Origin of the sequence: Kitasatospora sp. NPDC001539 (assembly GCF_040298565.1) — a bacterium.
Classification (GTDB): domain Bacteria; phylum Actinomycetota; class Actinomycetes; order Streptomycetales; family Streptomycetaceae; genus Kitasatospora.
Genome location: NZ_JBEPAK010000064.1, coordinates 22,813 through 30,516, shown reverse-complemented (window position 1 = coordinate 30,516; position 7,704 = coordinate 22,813). Strand labels below are relative to the sequence as shown.

Annotated in this window: 7 protein-coding genes; 5 read left to right on the top strand and 2 right to left on the bottom strand. The window is 75.2% G+C overall.

Features of this window, described 5'->3' with window-relative positions; translation table 11 throughout:
- Positions 1–159 precede the first annotated feature (159 nt).
- The 3 genes from ABT247_RS13260 to ABT247_RS13250 all read left to right on the top strand — a co-directional run bounded on the left by ABT247_RS13260 (position 160) and on the right by ABT247_RS13250 (position 3,702).
- Entirely contained in the window at positions 160–1,179 is a 1,020-nt protein-coding gene (locus ABT247_RS13260) for an N-acetylglucosamine kinase (protein WP_350742083.1), read from the top strand.
- A gap of 174 nt (positions 1,180–1,353) precedes the next feature.
- The gene (locus ABT247_RS13255) at positions 1,354–2,151 is read left to right on the top strand and encodes a hypothetical protein (protein WP_350742081.1); all 798 of its coding nucleotides are present in this window, start codon (positions 1,354–1,356) and stop codon (positions 2,149–2,151) included.
- Between the two features lie 441 nt (positions 2,152–2,592).
- A complete protein-coding gene (locus tag ABT247_RS13250) occupies positions 2,593–3,702 on the top strand; it encodes a hypothetical protein (protein ID WP_350742079.1) in 1,110 nt (369 codons plus the stop codon).
- Between the two features lie 158 nt (positions 3,703–3,860).
- Here ABT247_RS13250 and ABT247_RS13245 read toward each other — a convergent pair whose 3' ends face one another.
- Both ABT247_RS13245 and ABT247_RS13240 read right to left on the bottom strand, forming a co-directional pair.
- Entirely contained in the window at positions 3,861–4,547 is a 687-nt protein-coding gene (locus ABT247_RS13245; RefSeq protein ID WP_350742077.1) for a response regulator, read from the bottom strand.
- On the bottom strand, positions 4,544–5,734 hold the full coding sequence (locus tag ABT247_RS13240) for a sensor histidine kinase (protein ID WP_350742075.1): 1,191 nt from the start codon (positions 5,732–5,734) through the stop codon (positions 4,544–4,546). The genes ABT247_RS13245 and ABT247_RS13240 overlap by 4 nt, the downstream gene beginning before the upstream one ends.
- Before the next feature lie 133 nt (positions 5,735–5,867).
- Between ABT247_RS13240 and ABT247_RS13235 the strand changes: the two genes are divergently transcribed.
- Both ABT247_RS13235 and ABT247_RS13230 read left to right on the top strand, forming a co-directional pair.
- Positions 5,868–6,779, top strand: a complete 912-nt coding sequence (locus ABT247_RS13235) for an ABC transporter ATP-binding protein (RefSeq protein WP_350742073.1) — start codon at positions 5,868–5,870, stop codon at positions 6,777–6,779.
- Positions 6,776–7,672 (top strand): ABC transporter permease, encoded by an 897-nt coding sequence (locus ABT247_RS13230; RefSeq protein WP_350742071.1) that lies wholly within the window; start codon positions 6,776–6,778, stop codon positions 7,670–7,672. The genes ABT247_RS13235 and ABT247_RS13230 overlap by 4 nt, the downstream gene beginning before the upstream one ends.
- Positions 7,673–7,704: the final 32 nt, after the last annotated feature.

The window sequence follows — 7,704 nt, the reverse complement described above, 5'->3', positions numbered from 1 at the left end:
TCCCTATGGGGCCCCCCCCCCACCCCGCCCCGCACCGGGGGGGGCCCGGGGCGCGGGCCGGCCCGCCCCGCCCCGCGGGGGGGGGCCCGCCGCGGCGAGGAGACCGACCACCCCCGGCCGGGGCTTGCGGCCGGGCCACGTACGAGCCGCGGGGACCTGATGACCCACCAGCCCGAACCACTCCTGCCCGGCGTCCTCGCCATCGACGCGGGGAACTCCAAGACCGACGTCGCCCTGATCGGCGCCGACGGCACCGTCCTGGGCACCGCCCGCGGCGGCGGCTTCGCACCCCACCGGATCGGCGGCGCGGCCGCCGTCGCCGGGCTCGCCCCGCTGGTCGAGGAGGCCGCCGCGGCGGCCGGCCACCCCGCCGCCGGCGGCGTGCTCACCAGCCACGTCAGCGCCTGCCTGGCCAACGCCGACCTCCCGGTGGAGGAGCAGGCCCTGAGCGCCGCCCTCGCCTCGCACCCCTGGGGCGTCAGCAGCACCGTCGTCAACGACACCTTCGGGCTGCTGCGGGCCGGCACCGACGGCCCGTGCGGGGTCGCCGTGGTCTGCGGCGCCGGGATCAACTGCGTCGGCCTGCTGCCGGACGGGCGCACCGCCCGCTTCCCCGCGCTCGGCGAACTCACCGGCGACTGGGGCGGCGGCTCCGGGCTCGCCGCCACCAGCATGTGGCACGCCGTCCGCTCCGAGGACGGGCGCGGCGGGCCGACGGCGCTGGCCCGGGCCATCGCCGAGCACTTCGGCCTGCCGAGCGCCGGGGCCGTCGCGGAGGCCGTCCACCTCGGGCACCTGCCGAGCGCCCGGCTGCACGAGATCGTCCGGGTGCTGTTCGCGGTCGCGGACGAAGGCGACCCCACCGCGCTGGAGCTGATCGACCGGCAGGCCGACGAGATCGTCCGGCTCGCCGTCGTCGCCCTCGGGCGGCTGGACCTGCTGGACACCCCCACCCCGGTGGTGCTCGGCGGCGGGGTGCTCGCCTCCCGGCACCCGCTGCTGCTCGACAACGTCGAGGCCCGGCTGGCCGGGACCGCCCCGCTGGCCGAGCCCCGGGTGGTCGTCGCGCCGCCCGTCCTAGGCGCGGCACTGCTCGGGCTCGACCACCTGGGCGCGGGCCCGGCGGCGCAGGCGCGGCTCCGCGCGGCGTACGAGGCCCAGCGGCCGATGGCGGCCTGAGGGGCCGTCCAAGACCTCCCGCCCCCGCCGGATCCGCACGTCCGGCGGGGGCGGGAACCGCTCCCTCGGCGGCGGGCGGGAACCCCTCCACCGACGGCGGGCGGAAACCCCTCTCCCGGCGGCGGGCGGTACCCGGATGCCGACGTCCGCCGCCGCGCGGGAGAGACTTGTGCCATGGCCGTGCCCCGCATCCTCCTCGCCGCCGCCGCGCTGACCGGTACCGCCCTGGCCTGCCTCACCGGCTGCACCCCCGCCGAGTCCCGCCCGACGGTGGCCGAGGCCTCCTCCGCGGCCGCCCTCGCCGACAAGGGCGGCGACCAGGGCGCCGACGACCTGTTCGACGACGACCTGTTCGACGACGATGACGAGCTGCCGGCCGACCTCGACGGTTCCGCCGCCGACAGCGCCCCCGGTGACAGGACGGCCGGTGACAGGGCGGCCGGTGACAGGGCGGCCGGCGCTCCCGCCACCGGCCCGGTCTCCGTGCCGAGCGGCGGCCGGCCCTGCCCGGCTCCCAGCCGGCTGCCCGGCCACCAGGTGCTCGTCGTGGTCTCCGCCGGTCCGGGCGAACTCACCGCCCAGCCCGGCCGCTACACCTGCGAGCCGCCCGGTTACGAGGCCACCGGCGAGCCCGTCCACTACGGATTCGCGGCGGCGGGCGTGACGGCGACGCTGGTCGACCGCCCGCACGGGGACGCGGCGAAGAGCGTCCGCCTGGACGAGCTGATCACCCACCTCGACGACTGCCTCGCCGAGTCCGACCCGGCCGACCCCTTCGGGTGCTACGGCAACGCCTACGACGTGGTGCTCGACTCGCACGGGCGGATCATGCGGATCAGCGAGATCGGCGAGCTCGGAGCGAGCGGGGCGAGCGGCGGGACCGGGGCGAGCGGCGGGACCGGGTCGGAGCAGACGGGGGACGCCGGGCAGACGGGGCAGACGGGGCAGACCGGGCCGGCCGGGGCGCAGTAGACCGCCCTCGCCGCAGGTCGGTCGGTGCCGACACGGTAGGGCATCGGCGCGGAACCGGGAAGGCCCGGTGGTGGGCTTTCCGTGCAGGTCACGGGGAGGGCGGGGGCTGACCAATACGGTGTAAAGGGCACCCTCAACTGTTGAGAAACGCCTGCGCTACGCGTGTCAACGCCCTGTCAACTGCGGCCTTTTGATCTTCCATACCTTTGCCGGGTGTTCCCTTGGGCTTGGTCTTACTATCGCCGTCGTTGACCCGGTTCCGGCGGCGGTGCTTTGCTTCCCGCCGTCGACGGTGAACGGGCCCCCATCCCCACGTCACCGGCGGTTCGTGACGGGCCGCCAGTCCTCCCGTGCCACCGTCGTCGCGCTCCCCCCTTCGTCCCCCACAGTGCCGTCCGCGCCCTACCGGTGTGCGGTCGGCATGAGAGAGGAACCCTCACGATGGGCATGTCCCCCACCTCCCGCCGGGCGCGAGTCCGGGCCCTGACCGGGCTCAGCGCGCTGGCGCTGGCCGCCGCCGGTCTCGCCACCGCCCCGGCCGCCCAGGCGACCCAGCCGGGCAGCGAGTTCGCCGGGAACAGCCACCCGTACCGGCACGGCACCGTCTCCACCAGGGAGAGCGCCGAGCACGCCAACGCCAACTCCGCCGCCGCGGCCCGTACGACCAACCTGAAGTACGGCGGCGGCGTCGACGGCATAGGTGTCACCACCGGCGCGCCGAAGGTGTACCTGATCTTCTGGGGCTCCCAGTGGGGCACCCCGGGCACCGACGCCAACGGCTACACCACGCTCTCCGGTGACCCGGAGGGTGAGGCCGTCCGCACCCAGCAGCTGTTCAAGGGCCTCGGCACCAACAACGAGACCTGGTCGGGCGTCATGACCCAGTACTGCGAGGGCGTCGCCAAGGGCTCCACCACCTGCGCGTCCACCGCCGCCCACGTCGGCTACCCGACCGGCGGCGCGCTGGCCGGCGTCTGGGTGGACGGTTCGGCCGCCGCTCCGGGCCAGGCCACCGGCAACCAGATCGCCGCCGAGGCCGTCAAGGCCGCCGGGCACTTCGGCAACACCACCGCCGCCGCCAACCGCAACGTCCAGTACGTGGTGCTCTCGCCGACCGGCACCCACCCGGACGGCTTCAACACCTCCACGGGCAACTTCTGCGCCTGGCACGACTGGAACGGCGACACCACGCTGACCGGCGGTGCCGCCGCCTCCCCGTACGGTGACGTGGCGTTCAGCAACGACCCGTACGTGCCCGACATGGGCACCTCGTGCGGCCAGAACTACGTCAACAGCGGCACCGCGGGCCTGCTGGACGGCGTGACCATGGTGTTCGGCCACGAGTACGCGGAGACCGTCACCGACCAGAACCCGGCCGGCGGCTGGACCGACTCGTCGGGCGCCGAGAACGCCGACAAGTGCGCCTGGAAGGGCGTCGGCGGCACCGGCGGCTCGCAGAACGTGGCCTTCGCGACCGGCTCCTTCGCGATGCAGGGCACCTGGTCGAACGCGGTCAGCGCCTGCCAGATCTCGCACGCGATCGTCCCCTGACGACGGTCCGACGCACCCCGGCGCCCTGACGCCGGGACAGCAGGCGCCGGGGTGGGTTGTGCGGGCCCACCCCGGCGCCCCCGCGTTTCCGGGGCCCCGCGTTTCCCGGGCCCCGCGTTCCTTCGGGCGCTCCGGCGCGTGCGGCGGCCCCCGGGGGCCTACGAAGGCGTGACGAGCCCGAACTCGTAGGCGTGGATGACCAGGTGGACGCGGTCGCGGGCGCCGAGCTTGGTGAACAGCCGGGCGACGTGCGCCTTGGCGGTGGCCACGCTGATGGTGAGCTCCTCGGCGATCTCCGCGTTGGACAGCCCGCGGCCGACCAGGGTCAGCACCTCGCGTTCGCGCTCGGTGATGCCCTCGACGACCGGGCGCCGGGCCCGCGGGGCCTGCGGACGGGCGGCGAACTCGCCGATCAGCCGGCGGGTGATGCCGGGGGCGAGCAGGGCGTCCCCGGCGGCGACCGCCCGTACGCCGTCCAGGATGGTCTCCAGGGCGAGGTCCTTGACCAGGAAGCCGCTCGCCCCGGCGCGCAGCGCGCCGTACACGTAGTCGTCGTCGTCGAAGGTGGTGAGGATGAGCACGTGGGTGGGCAGTCCGGGATCGGCGGTGATCCGGCGGGTGGCCTCGATGCCGTCCATGCCCGGGGATGCCTCCCGGCCGCCGGGCTGGGGCCGCATCCGGATGTCCATCACGGCGACGTCCGGGCGCAGCCGGGCCACCAGCTCGACGGCCTCGGCGCCGCTGCCGGCCTCGCCGACCACCTCCAGGTCGGGGGCGTCGGCGATGAGCACCCGCAGGCCGGTGCGGATGAGCGGCTGGTCGTCGACCAGGACGACGCGGATCACGGTCCCACCTCCGGGGCGGCCCCCTCGGGCAGCGGCAGTCGGGCGGCGACGCGGAAGCCGCCTCCGGGGCGCGGGCCGGCGCTGAACCCGCCGTGCAGCAGGGTGACCCGTTCGCGCATCCCGGCCAGGCCGTAGCCGGTGCCGGGGGCGGCCCCCGCCGAGCCGGTGCCCCGGTCCTCGACGGTGACGGCGAGTTCCTCCGGCCCGTACTCGACGGTGACGTGGCAGTCGCGGGTGCCGGCGTGCTTGACCACGTTGGTGACGGCCTCCTGGACGATCCGGTAGGCGGCGAGGTCCACCTCGGGCGGGACGGGACGGGCGGCGCCGCGCCGGGTGAGCGCGACCCGCACGCCGGCGCCCGCGGCCCTCTCCACCAGACGGTCCAACTCGGCGATGCCCGGGGCCACTTCGAGCGGCGCGGAGTCCGGGTCCCCCTGCCGCAGCGCGCCGAGCACCCGGCGCAGCCCGGCGAGGGTCTCCCGGCTGGTGGCCTCGATGGCGTTCAGGGCGTTGCGGGTCTCGGCGGGCTGGGTGTCCATGACCCGGCTGCCCATGCCGGCCTGGATCGCGATGATGCCGATGTTGTGGGCGACCATGTCGTGCAACTCGCGCGCGATCCGCAGCCGTTCGGCGGTGACGGCCTGCTCGGTGGCGCGCCCGCGCAGGGCCTCGCCGTGGGCGCGGCTCTGGTGGACGGTGTTGCCGACCAGCCAGGCGATCAGGACGGTCGCGGCGAGGCCGGCGTACGCGAGCGGGTTGACGGGGTAGTGGTTGACGGCGCCCTGGAGCAGCAGTGCGGCGAGCACGGCGAGCGGCAGCGCGAGGGCGCCCAGCGAGACCGCGCGGGAGCGGACGGCGGCGCAGTAGCCGACCACGGCGTCGGCGATCAGGAACTGCAGCACCGGGACCTCCGGGACGCTGCTCATGCCGAGCGAGAAGACGCTGCCCGCGAGCGCCACCGCGACGGCCGCCAGTGGCAGCCGGACCAGCAGCGCCGCGACCAGCGTGGTGACCACGGCCGTGACCACCAGCGGCATGTCCTCGGGATTGCCGTGGTACTCCGACAGGTGGCGCAGTTCGTCCTCCCGCGTGAAGAACCGGAACACCACGACGGCCGTCCAGAACGCCGCCACCCACACGCCGGCGGGCAGGCGTCCGAGCAGGGGCGGGCGGGCGTCGGTGATCATGGCGCGATGGTAGCCGCGGGCGTCGCGGCGGCGCATCGGCCCGCGGGCGTAATCCCGGGGGCGGGGGCGGGGGCCGCGGTTGTGGCCCGCGGCCCGATGCCCGGTCACCGCGCCGGACGGCAGCGTTGCCCCCGTGATCGAGATCGAGCGACTGACCAAGCGGTACGGGGCCACCACGGCCGTCGACCAGTTGACCTTCACCGTCCGGCCCGGTGCCGTCACCGGCTTCCTCGGGCCCAACGGCGCGGGCAAGTCCACCACGCTGCGGATGGTCCTGGGCCTCAACTCCCCCACCGCGGGCACCGTCACCGTGGACGGCGCACCCTTCGCCGCCCGGCCGCGCGGCCTGCGGCACGTCGGCGCGCTGCTGGACGCGGGCGACGTGCACGGCGGGCGCAGCGCCAGGGCGCACCTGTCGGCACTGGCCCGCAGCAACCGGATCCCGCTCGGGCGGGTGGACGAGGTGCTGGCGGAGGTCGGCCTCACCGAGGCCGCCGCGCGGCGGATCGGCGGCTACTCGCTGGGCATGAAGCAGCGCCTGGGCATCGCCGGCGCGCTGCTCGGCGACCCGCCGGTGCTGCTCTTCGACGAACCGCTGAACGGGCTGGACCCGGAGGGCGTGCTGTGGGTGCGCGGGCTGTTCCGGCGGCTCGCGGAGGAGGGGCGGACGGTCTTCGTCTCCAGCCACATGATGGCCGAGATGGAGCACACCGCCGACCACCTGGTGGTGATCGGCCGCGGCCGCCTCATCGCCGACCAGAGCCTGGCCGAGTTCTCGGCGCGCAACGCGGTGGCCTCGGTGACCGTCCGGTCGCCGGAACTCGGCGCGCTGGCCGAGGTGTTGCGGACCGAGGGTGCCGAGGTACGGCGGACGGAGGCGCAGTCCGGGGTCGTCACCGGGCTGGCCGCCGAGCGGATCGGCGAACTCGCCCTGCGGCACGGCCTGGTGCTGCACGAACTCGTGACCCGCACGTCGTCCCTGGAGTCCGCGTTCCTGTCCCTGACCGCGGACAGCGTCGAATACCCGGCAGGAGAGGCCCGATGAGCACCGTGACCCCTGGCCGTACCGTGACCGACGGCCGAACCGTGACCGACGGCCGTGCCTCGGGTGTCCGTCCGGCCGAGCCCGCACCCCGGTTCACCGATCTGCTCGCCGCCGAGTGGATCAAGCTGCGCTCGCTGCGGTCGACGTACTGGGTGCTGGCGCTCGCCTCGCTGGTGGCGATCGCGGTCAACCTGAACGCGGTGCACACCGACCTCGTCTACATCGACCACCCGCCCGCGCCGGAGCCCGGTACGGCGCCGTACCGGTACGACCCGCTGTTCCACGGCCTCGGCAGCATCGCGGGCGACCTGATGGCGATCGCGGCCGGCAGCCTCGGTGCGATCACCGTGTTCGGCGAGTACACCACCGGCATGATCCGCACCACCTTCGCCGCGGTGCCGGACCGGCGGGGCGTGATCGCGGCGAAGGTGCTGCTGATCGGCGGGATCACCGCGCTCGCCGGTGCGGTGGTGTCGACGGCCTCCTTCTTCGGCGTCAACGCGATGCTGGCCTCCCGGCACGTCGGGCTCTCCATCACCGACGAGGGCTGCCTGCGGGCCGTCCTCGGCTACGCCGCGATCGTGCCGACCTGCGCGCTGGTCGGGATGGCGCTGGGCGCGCTGCTGCGGCACGCCACCGCCTCGATCGTGGCGCTGGTGGTGCTGATGTTCATCCTGCCGCTGATGTTCGGCGGCGACCGCTACCGCTGGCTGAAGGAGATCGGCACCCACCTGCCGCTGGCCACCGTCCACCGGCTCACCATCAACCCGGCCTCCGCCACCACCATGGGGAAGTACGCGCCGAGCGTGCTGGACTCCTGGATCACCATGGGGGTGTGGGCGCTGGTCGCGGTGGCGGTGACGGCGGTCGTGGTCCGGCGGCGGGACGTGTGACGCGCCGGGCGTGCCGGCGTGCGGGCGTCCGG